At 45.7% G+C, this 21,793-nt stretch carries 19 protein-coding genes; 13 read left to right on the top strand and 6 right to left on the bottom strand.

The window, feature by feature from the left end:
* Window positions 1-38: 38 nt before the first annotated feature.
* The 8 genes from ftsB to rpoS all read left to right on the top strand — a co-directional run bounded on the left by ftsB (window position 39) and on the right by rpoS (window position 6,979).
* Window positions 39-341, top strand: a complete 303-nt coding sequence (gene ftsB / locus LPW36_RS05760) for a cell division protein FtsB (protein WP_230608527.1) — start codon at window positions 39-41, stop codon at window positions 339-341.
* The gene (ispD, locus tag LPW36_RS05755) at window positions 341-1,060 is read left to right on the top strand and encodes a 2-C-methyl-D-erythritol 4-phosphate cytidylyltransferase (protein ID WP_338085969.1); all 720 of its coding nucleotides are present in this window, start codon (window positions 341-343) and stop codon (window positions 1,058-1,060) included. The genes ftsB and ispD overlap by 1 nt, the downstream gene beginning before the upstream one ends.
* Before the next feature lie 18 nt (window positions 1,061-1,078).
* The gene (gene ispF / locus LPW36_RS05750) at window positions 1,079-1,552 is read left to right on the top strand and encodes a 2-C-methyl-D-erythritol 2,4-cyclodiphosphate synthase (protein WP_230608526.1); all 474 of its coding nucleotides are present in this window, start codon (window positions 1,079-1,081) and stop codon (window positions 1,550-1,552) included.
* Between the two features lie 8 nt (window positions 1,553-1,560).
* Window positions 1,561-2,601 carry a tRNA pseudouridine(13) synthase TruD gene (gene truD / locus LPW36_RS05745; protein WP_230608633.1) on the top strand — a complete coding sequence of 347 codons (1,041 nt, stop codon included), beginning with the start codon at window positions 1,561-1,563 and terminating at the stop codon, window positions 2,599-2,601.
* Window positions 2,602-3,120: 519 nt separating this feature from the next.
* Window positions 3,121-3,873 carry a 5'/3'-nucleotidase SurE gene (surE, locus tag LPW36_RS05740; RefSeq protein WP_230608524.1) on the top strand — a complete coding sequence of 251 codons (753 nt, stop codon included), beginning with the start codon at window positions 3,121-3,123 and terminating at the stop codon, window positions 3,871-3,873.
* A 2-nt stretch (window positions 3,874-3,875) separates the two neighbouring features.
* Entirely contained in the window at window positions 3,876-4,508 is a 633-nt protein-coding gene (locus LPW36_RS05735; protein ID WP_230608522.1) for a protein-L-isoaspartate(D-aspartate) O-methyltransferase, read from the top strand.
* Between the two features lie 275 nt (window positions 4,509-4,783).
* The gene (nlpD, locus tag LPW36_RS05730) at window positions 4,784-5,932 is read left to right on the top strand and encodes a murein hydrolase activator NlpD (RefSeq protein ID WP_230608520.1); all 1,149 of its coding nucleotides are present in this window, start codon (window positions 4,784-4,786) and stop codon (window positions 5,930-5,932) included.
* A gap of 57 nt (window positions 5,933-5,989) precedes the next feature.
* Window positions 5,990-6,979, top strand: coding sequence for an RNA polymerase sigma factor RpoS (gene rpoS, locus LPW36_RS05725; RefSeq protein ID WP_230608518.1), 990 nt, complete (start codon window positions 5,990-5,992; stop codon window positions 6,977-6,979).
* A 69-nt stretch (window positions 6,980-7,048) separates the two neighbouring features.
* On the opposite strand, the gene LPW36_RS05720 is transcribed toward rpoS, so the two are convergent.
* Complete coding sequence (locus tag LPW36_RS05720; protein ID WP_230608515.1) at window positions 7,049-9,190, bottom strand: TonB-dependent siderophore receptor; 2,142 nt, start codon at window positions 9,188-9,190, stop codon at window positions 7,049-7,051.
* A 267-nt stretch (window positions 9,191-9,457) separates the two neighbouring features.
* Here LPW36_RS05720 and LPW36_RS05715 point away from each other — a divergent pair, with 267 nt between their 5' ends.
* Together LPW36_RS05715 and LPW36_RS05710 are read left to right on the top strand one after the other, a co-directional pair.
* Entirely contained in the window at window positions 9,458-10,564 is a 1,107-nt protein-coding gene (locus LPW36_RS05715; protein ID WP_230608513.1) for an ABC transporter substrate-binding protein, read from the top strand.
* Between the two features lie 4 nt (window positions 10,565-10,568).
* Window positions 10,569-11,144, top strand: coding sequence for an MSMEG_1061 family FMN-dependent PPOX-type flavoprotein (locus LPW36_RS05710; RefSeq protein ID WP_230608511.1), 576 nt, complete (start codon window positions 10,569-10,571; stop codon window positions 11,142-11,144).
* A 77-nt stretch (window positions 11,145-11,221) separates the two neighbouring features.
* On the opposite strand, the gene mutS is transcribed toward LPW36_RS05710, so the two are convergent.
* Complete coding sequence (gene mutS, locus LPW36_RS05705; protein ID WP_230608509.1) at window positions 11,222-13,780, bottom strand: DNA mismatch repair protein MutS; 2,559 nt, start codon at window positions 13,778-13,780, stop codon at window positions 11,222-11,224.
* 413 nt (window positions 13,781-14,193) lie between these two features.
* On the opposite strand from mutS, the gene LPW36_RS05700 reads away from it, so the two are divergent.
* Complete coding sequence (locus LPW36_RS05700; protein ID WP_230608507.1) at window positions 14,194-14,364, top strand: hypothetical protein; 171 nt, start codon at window positions 14,194-14,196, stop codon at window positions 14,362-14,364.
* Here LPW36_RS05700 and LPW36_RS05695 read toward each other — a convergent pair.
* Window positions 14,361-14,978, bottom strand: coding sequence for a Fic/DOC family protein (locus LPW36_RS05695; RefSeq protein ID WP_230608505.1), 618 nt, complete (start codon window positions 14,976-14,978; stop codon window positions 14,361-14,363). The two genes, LPW36_RS05700 and LPW36_RS05695, sit on opposite strands and share 4 nt — an antisense overlap.
* A gap of 479 nt (window positions 14,979-15,457) precedes the next feature.
* On the opposite strand from LPW36_RS05695, the gene LPW36_RS05690 reads away from it, so the two are divergent.
* Together LPW36_RS05690 and LPW36_RS05685 are read left to right on the top strand one after the other, a co-directional pair.
* Complete coding sequence (locus LPW36_RS05690) at window positions 15,458-16,468, top strand: Fic family protein (protein ID WP_230608503.1); 1,011 nt, start codon at window positions 15,458-15,460, stop codon at window positions 16,466-16,468.
* 86 nt (window positions 16,469-16,554) lie between these two features.
* Window positions 16,555-16,860 (top strand): hypothetical protein, encoded by a 306-nt coding sequence (locus tag LPW36_RS05685; RefSeq protein ID WP_230608501.1) that lies wholly within the window; start codon window positions 16,555-16,557, stop codon window positions 16,858-16,860.
* Between the two features lie 179 nt (window positions 16,861-17,039).
* Here LPW36_RS05685 and LPW36_RS05680 read toward each other — a convergent pair whose 3' ends face one another.
* The 3 genes from LPW36_RS05680 to LPW36_RS05670 all read right to left on the bottom strand — a co-directional run bounded on the left by LPW36_RS05680 (window position 17,040) and on the right by LPW36_RS05670 (window position 21,760).
* The gene (locus tag LPW36_RS05680; protein ID WP_230608499.1) at window positions 17,040-19,031 is read right to left on the bottom strand and encodes an O-linked N-acetylglucosamine transferase, SPINDLY family protein; all 1,992 of its coding nucleotides are present in this window, start codon (window positions 19,029-19,031) and stop codon (window positions 17,040-17,042) included.
* 256 nt (window positions 19,032-19,287) lie between these two features.
* The gene (locus tag LPW36_RS05675; protein ID WP_230608497.1) at window positions 19,288-20,457 is read right to left on the bottom strand and encodes an MFS transporter; all 1,170 of its coding nucleotides are present in this window, start codon (window positions 20,455-20,457) and stop codon (window positions 19,288-19,290) included.
* 31 nt (window positions 20,458-20,488) lie between these two features.
* On the bottom strand, window positions 20,489-21,760 hold the full coding sequence (locus tag LPW36_RS05670; protein WP_230608495.1) for a hypothetical protein: 1,272 nt from the start codon (window positions 21,758-21,760) through the stop codon (window positions 20,489-20,491).
* Between the last annotated feature and the right edge of the window lie 33 nt (window positions 21,761-21,793).

Raw genomic sequence — 21,793 nt, 5'->3', positions numbered from 1 at the left:
TGAGTTATGGGATGATTAGCCGGTTTTTAGGGGGCGGGATGAAAAAACTTACGCTGTTATTAATTGTACTCATTGGCTGGTTACAGTACTCCCTGTGGCTGGGCAAAAATGGCATGCACGATTATGCCCGGGTGAAAGAAGATTTGGCGATACAACAAGATAATAATGCCAAACTTAAATCCCGTAATGCACGACTGTTTGCAGAAATTAACGATCTGAAAGGCGGGCAGGAAGCTATTGAAGAGCGAGCCCGTAATGAATTGGGAATGATTAAACCGGGGGAGAACTTCTACCGGATTATCCCTGAGCAGACTCAGCCAGCACAAGGTGGTAAAAAGTAGTGACGCAGGTTAACTCTTCTTCCACGTCATCCTGTCCTGATATTGTTGCCATACTTCCCGCCGCAGGTATTGGTAGTCGCATGCAGGCCGATTGCCCGAAACAGTATCTCGCCATCGGTCAACAGACTATTATCGAATACGCCATTCATACGCTGTTATCCCATGTTGCGGTTCGACAGGTTATTGTCGCACTAAACCCTAAGGATGATATTTTTGCTCAATTAGCCATCGCTCAGGATTCCCGGGTTTCCGTGGTGACCGGCGGTGCTGAACGCGCTGACTCGGTATTGGCGGGCTTAAAACAGGCCAGAACCCTACATGCAGACTGGGTTTTAGTGCATGATGCTGCTCGCCCGTGCCTACGCTACGATGATTTAGATAAACTGATTCAAACGGTATTAACCGTGAAGCAGGGCGGTATTCTGGCTATGCCGGTCAGAGATACCATGAAACGTGCCGTTGTTGATAAAGTTGAGATTGCCAATACGGTAGACCGTAACGGTTTATGGCATGCGCTAACCCCACAAATGTTCCCTGTGGAATTACTGTTTGAATGCATGGTTCGGGCGCAACAGGAAGGGGCGGTATTAACCGATGAGGCTTCAGCGCTGGAGTATTGTGGTTTCCATCCTTTGTTAGTCCCCGGTCGTTCAGACAATATTAAAGTTACCCGCCCTGAAGATCTGGCGCTGGCAACATTCTATCTTACACACCAATAATAAACAGGAGAGTGGCTGATGCGTATTGGTCATGGTTTTGACGTACATAAATTTGGCGGAGAAGGTCCGCTGATTATTGGTGGTGTTCGCATTCCTTATGAATTTGGATTACTGGCCCATTCCGATGGCGATGTGGCACTGCACGCGTTGACCGATGCACTGTTGGGTGCAGCGGCATTAGGCGATATCGGTAAGTTATTTCCTGATACCGATCAGGCCTATAAAGGCGCTGATAGCAGAGAGCTGCTGCGGGAAGCCTTTCGTCAGGTTAAGGCTAAGGGTTATATCGTTGGTAATGTGGATGTCACTATTATCGCTCAGTCGCCCAAGATGGCTCCCCATATTCCTCAGATGCGGGTGAATATTGCGGAAGATTTAGGCTGTCATATGGAGCAGGTTAACGTCAAAGCCACGACGACAGAACAGCTTGGCTTTACCGGTCGTAAAGAAGGAATTGCCTGCGAGGCGGTTGCCCTGCTGGTGAAGGTGTGAATAACGGCATGATGTCATTATCCTGGCTATATGGCGAACCAACTGCCACTGGCGTTCTGAAACAGTCACCAGAAGACTTCTGCGTTAAAGAGGATTTGGGGTTTGAACCGGATGGTGATGGTGAACACGTACTGGTTTATCTGCGTAAGACCGGCTGTAATACTCAGTTTGTGGCTGATAATCTGGCGCGTTTTGCAAAAGTATCGGGTCGGGTAGTGAGCTATGCCGGTCTTAAGGATCGCCATGCGGTAACCGAACAGTGGTTTTGTTTGCAAATGCCGGGTAAAGAAACACCTGATTTCAGCGCCTTTGAACTGGAAGGCTGTGAAGTACTGAAAGTGGCGCGTCATCGCCGTAAGCTGCGTATTGGTACCCTTAAAGGAAACTTTTTTCAGTTGGTGTTACGGAATATCAGCCAGAAAGATGATGTTGAACTGCGCTTACAAAAGATTCAGCAGTCTGGTGCAGCCAACTACTTTGGCGAGCAACGCTTTGGCCGTCAGGGTAATAATCTGGTAATGGCAGCTCGCTGGGCTAACAACGAAATTAGCGTCAAAGAGCGCAACAAACGCAGTTTTTATCTTTCCGCAGCGCGTAGTGCCATGTTTAATCATGTTGCCAGCCAGCGAATAGCACAATCATTGCATCAGCAGGCAATTCCGGGTGATGCCATGCAATTGACTGGCAGGGGAAGCTGGTTTGTTGTTCGGCCTGAAGAGCTTGATTCTGTGCAGCAACGTTTAAATGGCGGTGAGTTGAGAGTGACTGCACCATTACCAGGCGATGGTGAACTGGGTACTCAACTGGAAGCGCTGGCTTTTGAACAACAGGTATTGCTTGATGACCAGACATTGTTTTCGCTGGTAAAACGCGAACGGGTTGAACCCGCCCGTCGGGCGATTCTGGTTCAACCTCAGCATATGGCATGGCAATGGCTGGATGATGCGACGGTATCCGTTAGCTTTTGGTTACCGGCGGGCAGTTTTGCCACCAGCGTGGTGCGGGAGATGATGGTAACCGCTGCCGCTGAAGACATACCGGAAGAGTAATTTATACGGCCATCGCGCTTTGGTCGGGATGGCTTTCTTACTCCTTCGCTCTATACCCCTGTAGAATATCAAGTTCGGATTTATATTTCTCCGTTTTAATATCCAGCATCCCCAAGATGGTGTGAAACAAATTATCCTGCGAAAACGCCTGCTGACGGGCTTTATTTTCCAGACAGTCGCGGTCTATTCTTATTGGCAATAATTATAGCGTTGCTCCATCAGATAGTCTGACATGGTGGTGACAGGGCATGACAGCCATTTGGATATTGTGGTTATAGTTTAGTTCAGACCGGGTGAGGGTTAATGGTTTCCCCCGCAATAGCTTGCACAATTTATCGCCATTACGTGACAAATATGAGAAGAAAGCGCCACTGAATGGGATGGTCAGGTTTTCCTGTGCAGGCGGAAGTGGTTATAATCAAACTTTTGTTAATCATTATGAATATCTCCCGGCCATTTGGGTCAGAGAACAGATATCATTCATACTTATTCATATGTTAGAGGCTGCGGGCAGCATTGATGATGAGAATACTTCTGAGCAATGACGACGGTATTTCTGCGCCGGGCATTCAGATACTGGCAGAACATCTGCGGCAGTTTGCTCAGGTACAGGTTGTTGCGCCGGATCGCAATTGCAGCGGTTCTTCTAATGCGTTAACGCTGGAGCTACCAATACGTATCCACAGTCAGCAACAGGGGGATATCTCCGTGCGGGGTACGCCGACCGATTGCGTCTATCTGGGGGTAAATGCGCTGATGGTACCTCGTCCGGATATCGTGGTTTCTGGCATTAATTCAGGGGCAAATCTGGGGGATGATGTTATCTACTCCGGTACGGTTGCCGCGGCAATGGAAGGGCGTCATCTGGGGCTACCTGCGTTAGCGGTATCTCTGGTGGGAAACCAGCACTTTGAAACTGCCGCGGTGATGACCTGTAAACTATTGCGTATGCTGGAACAGGAACCATTACATACTAATCGTATTCTGAATGTTAATGTGCCGGATTTACCCCTGAATGAAATCAAAGGATTTAAAGTAACGCGCTGCGGTAGGCGCCATCCGGCAGATAAAGTTATCTGTCAGCAAGATCCTCGGGGGCACGATATCTACTGGATTGGCCCTCCGGGAGAAAAAGATGATGCAGGTGCTGATACGGATTTTGCAGCGGTTGAGCAGGGGTATGTTTCTATTACACCTTTGCAGGTTGATTTAACCGCGTATGCAGCACAAGATGTGATTAATCAATGGCTATTGCAAACCAAGGTTACCTGAGAATGCCAAGTAAACGTATGCAGACATTGCTGAAACAGCTTGTCGGGCAGGGGATCCGTGATGAACGGGTCCTGCAGGCCATAGCATCCGTTCCACGCGAACTTTTTATTGATGAGGCATTGTCCCATCAGGCCTACGATAATACTGCATTACCAATAGGTTCCGGGCAGACCATCTCTCAGCCCTATATGGTGGCTAAAATGACCGAATTGCTGAAGCTAACCGCCGATTCTAAAGTGCTGGAGATCGGCACCGGCTCCGGCTACCAGACGGCAGTTTTGGCTAATCTGGCACAACATGTTTATTCCGTTGAACGAATTAAGAGCCTGCAATGGCAGGCGAAACGACGTCTGAAGCAGCTCGATCTGCACAATGTATCAACCCGTCATGGTGATGGCTGGGAAGGCTGGCCGGTTCGCGGCCCTTTTGCCGCGATTATTGTTACCGCGGCGCCGGATGAAATACCGCCATCCCTGATGGCTCAACTGGCGGACGGGGGACGATTAGTTCTGCCGGTAGGAGAAAAGCGTCAGTCTCAGTTGCTGCAACTGGTTCAGCGTTACGGCGATAAGTTTATCGTTGATACCATTGAAATGGTGCGTTTTGTTCCTATGGTTAAAGGAGATCTGGCCTGAACCATATGTAGAGATAGGTAAATTTATCTATTCTTGTTTGACGTTACCTGTCAATTTAGTGTCCAATTTATAACTATCTGTCTTTATTAGAGAGTTGTTCGTAGTATAAGTCGCACTAAAGTGACGCTATCTGCTGCGATCCTGATAATTTTTTAGCAATGGCAGTCGGTATTTACCTAATTTTAAGTCGCCATATTTATGGCAAGTTTATTCCGCTATTAACGGAGTAAGCATGAATATTATCAGTTTTGATTATGCTACACGGTGGGGGAAGCATGAATAAAGGAAGGCCGATGATGTATCGGCGTATAACAATAGGCGCAGCGATAAGTATGATATTGGTTGGTTGTAGTAGTGAGCCGACCAAGCCAGCTCCAATTACTTCTATTAATAATAGCAGCGGAACCTACTCCACTGCCTCCACCTCAACGCCGGCAAAAAACTCCGGGCCTGCGACGACAACGGCGATGGATACCAGTCGGCCAAATATTGTCTATACCGAAGGGCAGGAGTTGGCTCCGGCAACATCCAGTGCCAGCGCATCTGCTCAGAGCAGCGGTAATCCATTTAATCAGAACAAGGAGGCGACTAATCAGGTAGCCACTTCCGGCGAGCGTATCGTTTATAACCGCAGCTACTCTGATATTCCAAAAGGTTCTTACAATGGGGGACCAACCTATACCGTCTCTCGTGGTGATACTTTATTCTATATTGCCTGGATTACCGGTAATGATTATCGTGAACTGGCACAAAAAAATAACATTTCAGAGCCTTATGCTTTATCAGCTGGTCAGACCTTAAACGTTAGCGGCGGCGCCAATACTGGCGGAACTTTGGCTGGAACCAGCAATAATGGGGCGTCCGTCTCATCTGTGACTTCTAATCAAAATCCTACAACAAGTGTTGATTCTGCAAATTCAGGCGCGTACACTGCCTCAAGTAGTAAACAAAATGTTGATAAAACGTTACCAGCTGCGACCGCGGCAGGGACGACAACGGCAGCGGCCAGTACCACCACTACTCCGGCAACGGCAAGTAGCAGTGGTACCTCAAATGTTCGCTGGCGTTGGCCGACTGAAGGAAAAGTGATAGAGAACTTTTCGACTTCAGAAGGGGGTAACAAAGGGATCGATATTGCGGGATCCCGTGGTCAGTCTGTACTGGCAGCCGCTGATGGGCGAGTTGTATATGCAGGTAATGCACTACGTGGTTATGGCAATTTGATCATCATCAAACATAATGATGACTATCTGAGTGCGTATGCACATAATGACTCAATGCTCGTGGCGGAGCAGCAAGAAGTCAAAGCAGGTCAAAAAATAGCAACAATGGGAAGTACGGGCACCAGCTCAGTGAGATTACACTTTGAAATCCGCTATAAGGGCAAGTCCGTCAACCCGCTGCAGCATTTACCGCAGCGTTAACGGGGCAGGAGTTGTTTTCCTGCCTGATTGTCGCAATTTACAGGTAGGAAAACAAAAATGAGTTCCAATACGCTGAAAGTCAACGAATGGCCTGAAAATGCCGATTTCGATGAGAATGAACCCACGGAGTTCGACGAAAAAGCTCAACTGGATATCGTCGAAGAAGATAGCTCCACGGATGACATACTGCTTTCACAAGATGTGACTCAACATGTGCTGGATGCGACACAGCTGTATCTCGGAGAAATTGGTTTCTCTCCTTTATTAACCGCGCAGGAAGAAGTCTATTTTGCACGGCGGGCATTACGTGGCGACGCTGCTGCCCGCAGTCGCATGATAGAAAGTAACCTGCGTTTGGTTGTCAAAATTGCTCGTCGATATAACAATCGTGGCCTTGCGCTGCTCGATCTTATCGAAGAAGGCAATTTGGGTCTTATTCGTGCGGTAGAAAAGTTTGATCCTGAAAGAGGGTTCCGTTTCTCTACTTATGCAACCTGGTGGATTCGTCAGACTATTGAACGCGCCATTATGAATCAGACCAGAACTATCCGTCTACCGATTCATATTGTTAAAGAGCTAAACGTTTACTTGCGTACTGCCCGTGAGCTTTCTCAAAAGCTGGATCACGAGCCGCGTGCGGAAGACATTGCGCTTAAACTGGATAAATCCGTGGGTGATGTTAGTCGAATGCTACGCCTTAACGAGCGAGTGACTTCTGTAGATTCTCCGTTAAATGGTGAATCTGATAGCGCATTGTTAGATATTCTACCGGATGAAAATAACAATGATCCTGAATTTACCACTCAGGATAACGATATTAAGCAGAGCATCGTTAAATGGTTATTTGAGCTGAATCCAAAGCAGCGGGAGGTTTTAGCCCGTCGTTTCGGCCTGTTAGGCTATGAAGCGGCAACGTTGGAAGATGTCGGCGCAGAGATCGGGTTAACTCGTGAACGCGTTCGTCAAATTCAAGTAGAAGGGTTGAGTCAACTGCGTGAGATTCTGGTGAAACAAGGGCTGAGTATTGAGGCACTGTTTCAGGAATAATCGTTAAATATTGATTTGTTACAGAGTAAAAGCCGGCTTATTTAGCCGGCTTTTTCATGCGCTGTTAAATTACCAGTGGTAATTGACCTTCGCCGTTACATTGCGGCCTTCACCATAGTAACACCAGTAGTTACAGCCACTAACGTAATTGGTATCAGTCAGGTTGCTGGCGTTAACCTGTACTTGCCACTCTTTGTTGATGTCATAACGGACCATGGCATCCCATAGTGTGTAAGCCGGGACTTTCATATCTTTGTCGTTAGTCTTATCGCCGTAGGTGCTACCAATATAACGAACACCGGAACCTATGGTTAGCCCTTCAAGTTTGCCATTGAAGGAATAATTTGCCCACAGGGAAGCCATGTGCAGCGGGGTTAACGGTAGGCGATTGCCAATTTCATCGCTATTGCCGGAGCGAATTGTTTCTACACGGTTTAGCGTATAGTTGGCGTGAAGCTGAAGGGCATCAGTAACATAACCGACGGCTTCCAGTTCCAGGCCACGAGAACGCGCCATTCCTGTTTGAACCTGAGCATAGTTAATTGTCGGGTCATTTGAAGTAGTCAAAATATTCTTTTGATACATCTCAAATGCGGCAGCATTAAAGTAGCCATTGAAACCTTCCGGAACATACTTAACGCCGACTTCCGTTTGCTGCCCTGTTTGTGGGACATAAGGTTTATTATTACCATCACGCCCGGACAGCGGCTGGAATGACTCTGAATAGCTGATATATGGGTTAAGACCATTGTCAGACAGGTACATTAAACCTGCACTTTTGGTGTATTTGTGGTCATCCATATCGATACGGCTGTCGGTGGTATTACTGTTGGCACCTGCATTTGAGATGATATCGCTGGAGCGCGCTTTATCATAACGACCGCCAAGCAGTAATAACCACTTGTCATCAAACTTCAGTTGGTTTTGAACATACAATCCAGTTTGGAAACGTTTGGTGTGATGGCCAAATAACTGGTCATCGCTGACCGGCGTGTAGTTGCCGTAAACCGGGCTAAAGATATCCAGTGGGTTGCCAAAGCTATAGACGTTACCGTCTGTACCACGAGAGTTAATGGTTGAGTAATCGGTACCCAACAGCAGCGTGTTTTCAAAACGATCTGAGGTCCAGTTACCAACCAGACGGTTGTCGATAGCATAGTTTTGAGCGCTACCGTCACGATAGGTCAGGCCGCGCTGAACGTTACGGTCATCCAGCATATAGGAGCCATAAACGTTACGTAACAGCAGATTGAGATAGCTGTAAGAGCCGTTTTGCTTAAATGTCCAGATGTCGTTGAACATGTGGCTCAGTTCATAGCTGATGTTGAACTGTTCTGAATCGCCTTTGCTATAGCCTGGCTCGCCAAAAGTGGTGTCTTTATCCACCTTACCGAACGGCGTGCTTTGTAGCGTACCGTATGGCAGCTTAAAGCCGCTGGTTGGGTTGGTGTTATCTTTCATATAGCTGGTAAGCAGTGTCAGGCTGGTTTTATCGTTAAAATCAACGGACATGCTGGGTGCGAAGTAGTAACGCTCGCTGGATGCGCCGTCTACCGGGCCGTCATCTTTTTTAGCAAAACCGACGAAACGATAAAGTACGTTACCTTCTTCGTTGACCGGACCTGATGTATCGATACCAAAATGGCGGTAATCGTCTGAACCATAGGAAACGTCAATTTCTCCCTGCTTTAAACGGGTTGGGTGCTTGGTGATGATATTCACCAGACCTCCGGGAGGGTTTTGACCATAGAGCATTGAGGCAGGGCCTTTAAGGGCATCAATACGCTCTATACCGTAGGTTTCCTGATGCCAGGAGTAGAATCCCGCTTCGTTATAAATGCTGGCCAGACCGTTCTGATAAGGTGCCCATTCGAAACCGCGAATAATCAACCAGTCGGTGCGGTTATCCGCGCCATATTGACCTGTCTGGATACCAGCGCTGTAACGTAGCGCTTCATCAATTTTTTTTGCGCCGCGGTCTTTGATATCTTGTTCTGTAACTTCTGATACTGACCTTGGTGTTTCTGCCGCAGGCGTATCCATTTTCATGGACGTATTACTACCGGTAACAACTAAAGTTTCATTGTCGTTAGTATCTTTTTTATCGGTAGATTCGTCGGCGATGGCAGGAGAAACTGTAGCCAGACTAAGTAAAATAGCATAAGCCAATGGTTTATAAGCCTGGCTGTTCGGTGCAACCGGGTTGTTCATAGATGGGCATCCTGATGAATGATTTTTAAAATGAGAACACTTATCATGCGTATTCTCTTTTCTTTTGTATGTTTATGTCAATTGAAACCATAAAAAGCCTGATGAATAGTTGTAAGCCAACGGTAAAGTGGGAATTAAAATATATTGCGAATAGTTATCATTATTTCTGAGCTATAGTTAGCAGCGGTGGTATGATCTGCCGGATTTTAAATGAATGATGGACATTAACGGTTTTCATTTTTGGCATATAAAAGGTTTTAGAATTCAATGAGCAAAAGCTTGTTAAAGCTGATGTTAATACTGGTTTTCAGTATTTCGACGGTCAGTGCAGCGGAGTGGCCAAAAACGGTCACCGATGTGTTAGGCAATCAGGTGGTGATTAATAAAAAACCACAACGTGTGGTTTTAGCATCAGGCTATAGTTTTGTTGCTTTGTCATTTGCCCATGAAGATCCAACATCATTTTTAGTTGGCTGGGGAAGTGAGCTAAAGAGATTTGATACCGCCACTTACCAACTTTTTCAGAAGACTTTTCCTAAACTCTCTACACTGAAAACCATTGGCAGCGGCAGTGGTGATGAGCTGTCTTTAGAAACGATTTTGTCATTGTCTCCGGATCTGGTGATTTTTGAAGCATGGCAGGCTCCGCGATCGCAGTCGTTAATTGCGTTGTTGAATAAGAGTCAAATTCCAGTAGTGTTTATTGATTACTATCAGTCACCGCTGAAAAATACCGTGCCTTCTATGCGTGTGCTGGGGCAAGTGTTAGATCGTGAAGATAAAGCCGGAGAGTTGATAACCTTCTATCAAAGCCATATGGAACGATTAACCTCCCGCCTTAATAGCGGCCAGTTACAACATCCTCGCGTATTGCTGCATGCTTATCCGGGTGTCTGGGAATGTTGCTGGAGCAGCGGTTCCGGTGGGCTTGGCGAATATATTTCACTGTTTAAAGGTGAGAACGTGGGGGCTGATAAGTTTCCAACGGCTAATGGCGGGTTGCTGAGTCTCGAATACTTAATTCAAAAGAATCCTCAGGTGTATATTGCTACCGGCCATTCTGGCGTCGATCCACAAAAGGCTTTGCCATTAGGAACCAGTGTGGATATGGCATTAAGCCAACGGCAGTTAAAAGTGCTGGTGGAGCAGAAAGGTATCAATACTTTTGATGCCGTTAAACATGGGCGGGTGTATGGTTTCTGGAACTATTTTTCCGGCTCGCCGTTTAATGTGGTTGGTGCTGAAGTGATGGCGAAATGGATTCAGCCTGAGCTGTATCAGGATATCGATCCACAGCAAACAATGGACGAAATGAATCAACGGTTTCTTCCCGTGAAGTTGACCGGGACTTACTGGCTTACCTTACAGAGATAAAATTATGTATATAAAACCTGAGCATATTGTTTCATCTCAGCAGCAACTGCGTGAACACTATGAGATGCCTCATGAGATAGTGATAAAAAAGCAGATTGATTTTCTGGCACCTTATGGTCAGAAGTTGATCTCCATGTCACCGTTTTTTGTACTGGCGACAGTGGGTAAAAACGGTGTGGATGCTTCCCCAAAAGGGGGATATCCTGGCTTTGTAAAAACGGTAGGGGAAAAGACACTGTTAATCCCTGACTATGCCGGTAATAATCGTTTAGACGGCATCCAGAATATTATTGAGAATCCACAGGTGGGCTTAACCTTTTTAGTCCCCGGCTATAATGAAACTTTCCGTGTTAATGGGAAGGCGACTATCTCTATCGATCCTTCACTGTGTGAGTTTTTTACCGACACCGGTAAAAAAGTGAAGTCTGTCATTGTGGTTGAGATTGAAGAGGCATTTATTCACTGCGGTCAGGCTATCAGTCTGGCGAAATTATGGGATAGCGAGAGCCAAATCAACAAGGATAAGGCGCCTTCTCTTGATGAGATTATCGCGTTTCATACAAAACCCGAGACGGTGTAATAAATAGCGCTATTGGTGGTAATAAAAAGCCGGGGAATGAAGACATTACCCGGCTTTTTACGTTAAGAAGAGAAGAATCAGACCAGATCTTTTAACCGATAAATCCACTCCAGCGCCTGCTTAGGCGATAGGGTATCCGGATCCAGATTTTCCAGTGCTTCCACCGCCGGTGATGTCTCTTCAACGGCGATCAGCGCCATCTGTGAGCCTTCAGCGGTGCTGTTAGCGGCATTAATCGATAGCGACTCCAGCTCTTTTAGTTTTTGTCTGGCACGTTTAATCACATCTTTTGGTACGCCAGCCAGCGCTGCTACCGCCAGACCGTAGCTCTTACTGGCTGCCCCCGGTTGTACGCTGTGCATAAAGGCTATGGTATCACCATGCTCAACGGCATCCAGATGAACGTTTTCCACGCCTTCCATACGTTCTGGTAGCGTGGTCAGTTCAAAATAGTGGGTAGCGAACAACGTCATGGCTTTAATCTTATTTGCCAGATTTTCAGCACAGCTCCATGCCAGAGAGAGGCCATCATAGGTGGAAGTACCACGACCGATTTCATCCATCAAAATCAGACTTTGTTCGGTTGCGTTATGCAGAATATTGGCGGTTTCCGTCATTTCCACCATAAAGGTTGAACGACCGGATGCCAGATCGTCGGCGGCACCAATACGGGTAAATATGCGATCGACCGGGCCAATGGTAGCGCTTTCGGCAGGAACAAAACTGCCGATATGGGCCATTAACACAATTAATGCCGCCTGACGCATATAGGTGCTCTTACCTCCCATATTGGGGCCAGTGACAATCAACATTCTACGCTGTGGCGATAGTTGTAACGGGTTAGCAATAAAGGGTTCGTTCAACACCTGTTCAACCACCGGGTGGCGACCGCCGGTAATAGCAATACCTGGCTTATCCGTTAGCTGTGGGCAAATATAGTTAAGGCTGTAAGCACGTTCAGACAGGTTACATAACACATCCAGTTCTGCTAAGGCGGATGCACTCTGCTGCAATGCTTCAAGATGCGGTAGCAGCAAGTCGAACAGTTCATCATACAGGCTCTTCTCCAGGGCCAGCGACTTGCCTTTAGAGGTCAGAACTTTGTCTTCGTATTCTTTCAATTCAGGAATGATATAGCGCTCTGCATTTTTTAGCGTCTGGCGGCGAACATAGTTGATGGGCACTAAATGGCTCTGACCGCGACTAACCTGAATGTAATAACCATGAATGGCATTAAAGCCAACTTTTAGTGTATCCAGCCCCAGTTTTTCCCGTTCGCGGATCTCCAGACGATCGAGATAGTCGGTAGCGCCATCGGCTAAGGCCCGCCATTCATCCAGTTCGGCATGGTAGCCGGGAGCAATGACTCCACCGTCACGAATCAATACCGGAGGTGATTCGATAATGGCGCGTTCCAGCAATGCCTGTAGTTCATCAAATTTGCCAATTTGATTTTTCAGGGTCTGAATATAGCCGGAGTCCAGCGGTGCCAGAATATGGTGGATATCCGGCAACTGCTGAAAAGCATAGCGCATGCGAGCCAGATCGCGTGGACGGGCAGTGCGCAGCGCCAGACGGGCCAGAATGCGCTCCAAATCACCGATATTACGCAAATAAGGCTGAATGTCGCCATAGTAGCCCTGTAACTCATTGATAGCCGACTGACGGTTACGCAGTAGCTCAATATTGCGGGTCGGGGCGTGAATCCAGCGTTTAAGCATGCGGCTACCCATAGGGGTTACCGCATGGTCAAGAATGGCTGCCAGAGTATTTTCCGTGCCTCCTGACAGATTGATGGTCAGCTCAAGATTGCGGCGCGTGGCAGCATCAAGAATAATGCCATCCTGCTGACGTTCCAGAGTAATACCGCGAATATGGGGCAGTGAGGTACGCTGAGTATCTTTAACATATTGCAGCAGGCAACCTGCTGCACGCAGAGCGTGTATTGATTTCTCTACGCCAAAGCCATTTAAATCTTTAGTGCCAAACTGCAAGTTAAGCTGTTGGCGGGCAGTATCTAATTCAAATTCCCACAGTGGACGACGGCGCAACCCGTGGCGCTGATCGATAAGCTCCATGGAAGGGAAATCTTCCGGATAGAGTGATTCAGCGGGATTGGTACGCTGAATTTCTGCTGCCATAGTCTCTTTATCGACGGGTTCGGAAACCTGAAAGCGACCTGAGCTGATATCTAATGTGGCATAGCCAAACTGTGTGCCTTCCTGCCAGATGGCGGCTAACAGATTATCCTGACGTTCCTGTAACAGCGCTTCATCACTGACGGTACCCGGAGTAACAATGCGTACAACTTTACGTTCTACAGGCCCTTTGCTGGCGGCCGGATCGCCAATCTGTTCGCAGATAGCAACCGACTCACCTAACTGCACCAGCTTCGCCAGATAGTTTTCTACCGCATGATGAGGTACGCCCGCCATAGGAATCGGCTCACCGGCAGAAGCTCCCCGTTTGGTCAGGGAAATATCTAACAGTTGCGAGGCGCGTTTAGCATCATCATAAAACAGCTCGTAAAAGTCGCCCATACGATAGAACAGTAAAATCTGAGGGTGCTGGGCTTTCAGCTTCAGATACTGTTGCATCATGGGGGTATGGGAATCTAAGTTTGCACTATTACTCATAGGATTAATCTATTTAATATATTGAGTTTAATGTTAATTATGGGTTCACTGAAAATCATTCAATCCCATAAAATGCAGGTGAGAATACAGGACTATGAGTTTCTGGTGGATTACCGATGTCAAAATTTGCTGGCGTTATACTAGCCCAGTTATGGGTAAACGCATATAGCTAATAGTTGGAAGGTTCTCGCAAAATTCACTTGTAATAGCAATGAGTAAGCTGTCGATATTAAGTTAATAGCGGTTGAAATTAGCATGGCGGCTCAACGGACATATATTTGATGACTTTAGATATTACCTCTCTGAAACTGGATATTAACGTCATTACTATATGGGCGGTTGTCCACATTCCCTTAATGTAGTTAAATAACCTATAATATAGACCTAATATTTATTTAGAGCTGGAAACCGTGATGAGCAACAGCAAAGAAGTGCAAGCCGCTTACATTAAGCCATCTCGTGAAGAGATCGCTCGTTCTGTAGCAACGTCAACGGCGGTTGAAACGGGTCAATCCTCCAGACAAATCGAGGCTTCACTTGAAGCTAAACGCAAAAAATTCTCCTATCTCCGTTTGGCTGTTTAGTTGTTTTCTAATGCTTTTTTAACCCAGAACTTCATGGGTTCATAGTCCATTGATATACCTGCGTGGATGGCTGAAATATATTTAGATTTATTCTGTTGCCAGCTTTGATAATCCAACGGTTTAAATCCCCCTTGAACAGCCATTACATCGGCTAAAAGTCGCGATAAACGCCCATTCCCTTCTCTAAACGGATGGATGAGTATCATTTCAACGTGAATTATAGCGATGGCCTCTATGAGTTTTTCCTTATTCATTCCTATGCAGGGCGTATAATTGGCAAGGTATTTAGTTTCAAATTCATTTAGTAGTTTCGGAAGTTGCGCTGAAGGTGCAAACATAAAACCGCCTTTGCTGATATTGACTGTTCTTTCTTGTCCAGCCCATTTATAAAGGTTGCCTAACCAGCGACGATGCCAGGTTTTAAGCAGGGAGACAGTGATTTGTTCAAGAGGAAACTGTTCTTCAAAGATAAAATGATATAGCTGTTCTAATAACACTAGTTCAGCATCATCAATTTCATCAGCATTGGAAATTTTCAGCTTGTTAGTTAAAACTTGTTTACTGGAGTTTTCCTCATACTGACCTTCACTATTAGAAACATGATACCGGCTCATTGAAATGCCCTGCGCTTTTGGAGTTTAAGGAGCGGATGGAAAGTATAAGTAAAATTATAATGTTATATCAGAATCTTAATAACAATATTTAAATCAAATGGTTGATGATTTTTAGGTTGAGGTTTTCTACCGCTATACTAGCCCAGTTATGGGTAAACGCATATAGCTAATAGTTGGAAGGTTCTCGCAAAATTCACTTGTAATAGCAATGACTAAGGCCCAAGTTTTTGAAGAAATAAGAATATAAAGCTGAAATCATGTAAAACAAGATAAGTGTCTGAAATACCCAACTGGACGCTTTATGATTTGCCCCGTACTATTCGTATAGGGTAGTTCCCAAATGGGGTCAGAAGTAATTCCGGGCATCTCAACGGAAATTGAGAAGATTTATGTAGGAGTACTTAATAGTTATTGCAAAAATGGGAGAAGATATAGATGCATTGTAACCTTACTAAAATAAGCAATGAAGGCACGGCATAATGAGTCATAAGTACTCTACCCTTTATACTATTACATCTTCAGTACTTAACTCGGTAGCGGAAATTAGTGAGTTATTAGGTTATTGGTCGGCCAAAGACAAACTTATCTCCCCACAGCTGCGTAGAGAAAATCGTATTCGTACCATTCAGGCATCTTTAGCTATTGAACACAATAGCCTGTCTACTGAGCAGGTAACGGCGATTATGGATGGAAAACAGGTGATTGGGCCTGCAAAAGATATTCAGGAAGTACGAAATGCTATTTTAACCTATGAACAATTACCTTATTGGAATAGTGGTCAGATTGAGCACTTTCTTGAAGCGCATAGATTGCTTATGCGAGGGTTAGTTGATGACTCGGGACATTGGAGAAATGGCGACGTAGGTATTTATCGTGACAAGCAATTAATTCATATGGCTCCACCGGCAAGTCAAATTTCCAGATTAATGTTTTCTCTTTTTGACTGGGTAACAAGTGTTGATATTCATCCGCTGATTAAGAGTTGTATTTTTCACTATGAACTTGAGTTTATTCATCCTTTTCCGGATGGCAATGGGCGAATGGGTAGGCTATGGCAAACGGTAATACTGAGTGAATGGCGATCGGAGTTGGCATGGTTGCCTGTTGAGACGCTGATTCAAAAACAACAAAACGATTACTATCGTGTATTGGGTGAGGCTGATAAGGCGAGTGATTGTACCTGCTTTATTGATTTCATGCTAAAGGTGATGACTGGGGTGTTGAAAGAGGGAATTGATAGCAACAGCGACAAAATGTCGGGAGAAATGACGGTAGAAATGTCGGGGGAAAATAGTCCGATTGCTCTACACAAAGTCGCTCGCCAGATCTTTAACGCATTGAAACAAAACCCAACGATGACGATCCCTATGGTCGCAGAAAAGCTGCAAGTCAGCACCCGAACCGTTGAACGCCATCTTAATACTTTGCAGCAGTTGAAGTTGTTAGAAAGAATTGGTTCAACAAAGGCTGGGTATTGGAGGGTGATTTAGTTGTGTTAGTCTTCGATAATTATATATGGTGTAGTTAAATATTAATAAAATGGTAGTGCTCATCTTTTAAAAAGGAGAAGTATGCTGTGCCACATATATTGGAAATGCCATGTTTCAAAATTAAAGACGGAGTATCAGAGGCAGATTTCTTGCGTGCCCATGAAAAATTTAACCGCGAATTTATGTCTAAACAAAAAGGTTATGTTTCCCACTCGTTAATCAGAAATGGTGCCAAATGGTTTGATGTTGCCGTTTGGGACTCGGTAGCATCTAAGCAAAAAGCCTATATAGATATATATAAATATGATGGCATTGAGGAATACATGTCGTTTATAGATCAAGAAGGAACTGATGATGATATTCCCCTTTATACTGTTGTAACAACTTATTAGCTGCTCCTTGTACCGATGTAACTCACTAATAGTATACCTGCTATCCAGCCTTGTCCCATGGCTTTGAGGGTACATCATCAAGTAGTGAGTCTGGCTCTGACGCCTTGTGGTAGTGGTGATATAAATCAGATAATTTGCGCCCTTCACGGAGAAGAGCGCTTTTCAGGTGAAAAGAGTCACTATTCACTTTGCAAAACGATGGGATCCCGTTTGGCATTTCCTTCACTGTGTTGCTGCCATATAGCCTGATACAACCGCTCTAAATCTCGGGTAAAACGTTCAGTATTAAACAGCGGCGAAGTGGTGCGATTTGCCGCCAGTTGCTCTTTTAGTTGCTGAATGCGTACCGGATCATTAGCTAATGAAAGTGCTAGCTGGTAGTAATCTTCATCGGTTTCAGTAACCAACTCAGGTAACCCTACTGCGGTAAGCAAACTTGCGGCAACGCGGCTGGCAAATAGTGGCCCAAGGCGAGTAACCAAGGGGACTCCTGCCCACAAGGTGTCACTGGCAGTGGTGTGTGAACCAACCGGGTAGGTATCCAGTGCTAAATCCGCCAGTTGTAAACGACCAAGATGCTGCTCTACGGGTAGGCCATTGGCAAAAATCAGACGTTGTGGGTCAATACCGTTTTTTACCGCTTCAGCACGCAAGTTATCCACGGGTACGGAGGTGCTGGAAAGCAACCACAATACGCTGTTTGGCACGTTATGTAGCAGTTTGCACCAAAGGGCGAACGTCTCCGGGGTATATTTCATTATTTGGTTAAAGCTACAGAAAACGAAAGCGTCTTCCGGTAAATTTTGCTCCGCACGGGTTGGGCGAAGGCCAATTTTCTTTTTGTCATCATTGGGCTGATAACAGTGGGGCATTAATGCCAGAGTTTCACTAAAGTGTTCAGCATGTTCGACAGGGGTCACTACCGGGTCGCCAATGATGTAGTCTGCCAGCCGAGGTTCACCTAAGGACCCCGGATATCCTAACCAACTCACAATCACCGGTGCCGGGCGTAATGCGGTAATTTCCAACCGGGTATTTTGCGTAAAACCTTTTAAATCAACCAGAATATGTAAATTATCCTGAGCAATGGTTTTAGCGGCTGCGCTGTCCGACATATTACTGAGATCGATAATCTCAATGTTCAATGCGCTTAGTCGTTCGGTATAAGAGTCTCTCGTTTGGGGAGAATAGGAGTAAAGCCGAATAAAGAAGTTATTGGTATTGTGCTTTTCCAGAATGCCGGACATCAGATGCATAGTGGCGTGATTATAGAAATCAGATGAGAGATATCCGACTCTTAACACGCTATCGGCAGGCAATGAAGGTGCCAGCGGCACAGGCGGGCGCTGTAAGACGCTCTTTAACTTAAACTGAGCAAACTTTTTACCAATGTCTCTGTGTTGAATTGGCGTTAATCCTGAAACGTTTAATAGCGACCAGGGCTCAAAAAAATTGAATTCATCACTGGTGGTTAAACTTTGTAAGGCGGTTTTATCCAACTCATCCAGTCCGTTCCAGAACGCACCGCGGCGGGCAGCGCGCTGTGCAGAACAGTAATTACCAATTTTTTTGAACATATCAATGGCTGATTGAAATTCGCCATCTTTCTCATACATACCCGCTAAAATAGAGTAGGACTCAATAAGATTAGGATCAAATTGAATTGCCTTCAGTAATACCTCTTTGGCTTTTTCTTCCTGATTGGTATCTCTGAGAATCAGGCCCAAATTTTTATAAGCCAGGGCATATTTTGGGGCACTGGCGATAGCCATATTGTAATACTGTTCTGCTTTAGCGTAATTCTTTCCGCTAAGTTCGATATTGCCAAGATTGTTGGCTGCTTTGGCATGCTGTGGGTCCAGCTTTATTGTTTTAATAAAGGCTGCTTCGGCTTCTGCGTCTTTATTTAATTCCCGATAAACCAAACCAAGATTGAAATAACATTCAGACGTTGGTTTGATAAGGATAGCTTTGCGAATAAAGGTTTCTGCCTCGGTATGGCGATTAAGCAGATAGCAGACAACACCCAGTAAATGTATGGCATCGGAAAATCTTGGTGCCCGTTGTACCAGTTGACGCAGAACGCCCTCGGCTTTTAGGTATTCACTCTTATTATACAGAGCAAGGGCTTCCTGATATTTTTGATTTAAAATTTGTGGATTACTCTTCATTGCCCCTCCTGGAGCTATCGATATGAACAACAGAATCGAATCTGTTTCATAACCTACGCGTCATACTTGAAGCGGTGTTGAAATTGGCTGCTTAACGGGAGAAGCATTTACCTTTAGTAAGTCATGTCTAAGTTTACCAATAAAGGGAGGATTCGTCATTTTGATGACGCAGAACGGGAAGGGTTTTGGTATGAAACAGGGACGAGTGATTCCCCGTCCCTGATATTTTTAGCGTTTAGCTATATATGGTATCTGATTATTTTACTGCATTGGGTGGTTCTCTAACAAACCAGGAGAGCACCAGGAATACGCAGACGAAGCCAATCAGCGTATTAAAACCAAAGGCAATACCGTAAGTATCTGACAACATACCTACCAGCCAACCGGCAAATGCACCGCCTAAACCGGATGCCACATAAATTAGCCCCAGCATGCTGCCGCTTTTATCGGTCATGCGGGTACCGATGGCGGAAGCGGTAGGGAACAGCACCGACATGGCAAAACCGAAGGCCATAAAGGCATAAATCCACTCATATACCATCATCCGGCTGATAATCAATGTAACCAGAGACAGGGCAGAGAACAGGATCAGCGTGTTACGCTCCCCCAAACGCATATTGATAAAGCCACCGATAAAGCGTCCGATGGTAAACAGTACGGCAAAGCTGGCTATTACATAGGCACCGGTAGCCGTTTTTTCGGCGACGGTTGCATTAGCGATATCCAGCGAACTGTAAAAAATAGGGAAGAAGTTAAGGAAAGCCACTTCCGCCGCCACGTAAAACAGTAAGTAGGCAATGACTAACATCAGGCGGGGGTTAGTTAAAAGCTGCATGAAGTCTTTAACGTTCATATCCATGCCGCCGGACTTCTCTAACCGAAGCGTCGTCAGAACCAGCAATATCAGCGCCACAATCACCGCCACGGCAATATAGAAGATTCGCCATGAAATGTTATGGCTGAACATCATATTCAACACCAGCGGAGTAACAATCATACCGACACCAAACATGGCATTCGCCACGTTAAACATCATACCAGCACGCTCTTTATAGAAGGTCGGAATAACGGTAACGATAGACACCAGCATTGAGCCAATACCCAGTCCGATAACCAGATAGAAGCCAAGAAACAGCATCACGGTAAATGCCATACTGGTGCCCACCAGGCCAATTGCCATACAGCTGGCACCAATAAACATCATAAAGCGTAAGCCTTTCTTATCGGTAAAGTAACCGGTTAACAGGCTGGCGATAAGAAAACCGTACTGAAAAGTAGAAATTAAGGTGCCTATCTGTGACATGGTTAAACCAATATCATGATGGACCTGTTCCAGAATGATGCCCTTGGTGTTTTGGATACCACCCAGTAGAAACATGGTGGTAAACAACAAAAAGAACACTTTCCATTTTTGTGCATTAGTCATGTTTGTTCTCCCTGATGTCAGGATGAAAGTGTTAACGTTTAGCTGACTGTTGACCGATAGCGGTAAACAGATCGTCGGTTGCCCATCCATAGCAGTAATACAGCAGATCATCGCAGGCGCTGTTTTTAGCCGCTTTCACCGCTTCCAACAGGCCATCGGCATCGATATTCCACATTTGAATGCCACTAAAAATCCAGGTGCCGGGCTGTGAACGCTCACGAACAATATCGTTTTGCTGCTTAACGAAAGCGATAGGAAATCCATGCTGTTTAAACTGCTGGTAACTCAGATCGTAAGGCAAATTGAATAACCGCAGAAAGGCAGAAAAAGCCGCTTCCTGTTGCTCTGACGTATTCGCCAGAAAATTAATCAGTCCCTGCACATCAGCGCCACCGCCCAGTTTGTGATAAGGGAAATGTTTTAATGCCGGTGAGAGTTTAGTGAGCTGGGTATAGTCCTGACCAAGGATCCATGAATAAGCCGGTGGCCACAGATCGAGCCAGAGCTTCAGCGAACCATTATGTTGATTGACGTCATGCAACAGATTTTTGACAAAATCGCTAATGCTTTGCTGGCGGAACTGTTGCCACTGTTTTAGCCGCGTGTCATTGAGCAGGTAATCGGCAATCACATCATATTCATGCTGTTTGAGCAAAATGACTAACTGATTAATCGTGAATCTCAGATGACTGATATCAATATTCTGCTGTTGCATTTTTTTCTGACAGTGGGGGCAGAAGCAGGTTAACAGACCGCGTGGGTTAACGGTTTTGCCTGCCCAGTCAGGGAAACGAATACGATCTATCAGGTAGGTATCATAACCGTATGTTTTTTGCAGGCTGTGGAAAGTTTTTTTCCACAGTTCAATGACGTCCGGCGCATTAGGGCATAACCAGTGTTCAATGGTATTGCCCTGAAAATCTACGACCTGATTATTCGCCAGATCGCCGGCAAAATCGCCGTTAAGAATATTGACCCAGGGGATCACCTTCATACTGCTACCATCAGTTTGTTGCTTAATGATGGCTAATGGGTCCTGACCTGCCAGGATCGTAGGATCAACGCGCTGATACAGCGCACCCTGTTGATAATCGTTCAGTCTGGCGTGCAGGGTTCCGGTACCCATTACGACCTGATGAACCGGATTATGAGGAAGATGACCAACCGGATAGGGGTTACGTTCAAATATGGTATTAACTTCGACAAACAGATGGTCGACATCACCCATTTGTGCCAAGCGGCTAACAATGTTATCCACGCCTTCATCAAGAATATCGTGAGGGTGGAGATGAATACCTGACATGGTGAATTCCTCGCTTGATAATCGTTTTTTAGT

The sequence above is a fragment of the Limnobaculum eriocheiris genome (genome assembly GCF_021010575.1).
Lineage (GTDB): Bacteria > Pseudomonadota > Gammaproteobacteria > Enterobacterales > Enterobacteriaceae > Limnobaculum > Limnobaculum eriocheiris.
The sequence above is the reverse complement of the archived record's forward strand: the minus strand, read 5'-3'. Positions and strand labels throughout refer to the sequence as shown.